The sequence below is a fragment of the Pseudomonas sp. SIMBA_067 genome (assembly GCF_046534675.1).
Classification (GTDB): domain Bacteria; phylum Pseudomonadota; class Gammaproteobacteria; order Pseudomonadales; family Pseudomonadaceae; genus Aquipseudomonas; species Aquipseudomonas putida.
The window spans coordinates 1-233 of the sequence record NZ_JAWRYH010001402.1 but is presented as its reverse complement, the minus strand read 5'-3'; the positions used below and the strand labels follow the sequence as shown (position 1 = coordinate 233).

General features: G+C 56.7%; 1 protein-coding gene. It reads left to right on the top strand.

Going from position 1 to position 233, the window contains the following annotated elements; genetic code table 11:
• On the top strand, positions 1-233 hold a 233-nt coding region (locus tag SB765_RS33990), incomplete at both ends, for a hypothetical protein (RefSeq protein ID WP_410933079.1).

Genomic DNA, 233 nt, shown 5'->3' with positions numbered 1-233 from the left:
GCACGTCATCCCGCACCACACTGTGGACGGATTTAAGGTGGCGGATAGAGTGTCTCTGATCGGGCACATCAGGTACATCAGAGACAAGCTCGACCTTTACCTAGCCAAATGGCGTGAGCGAGGCCTGGAGACAGACGCCTTGCAGGAGCTTCGAGAAGGGTTGTACCTCGCGAGCAAGCGAGAGGAAAGCGGCACGCTGTACTTCGACAGACCAGGCGGTCTATACATCAGCA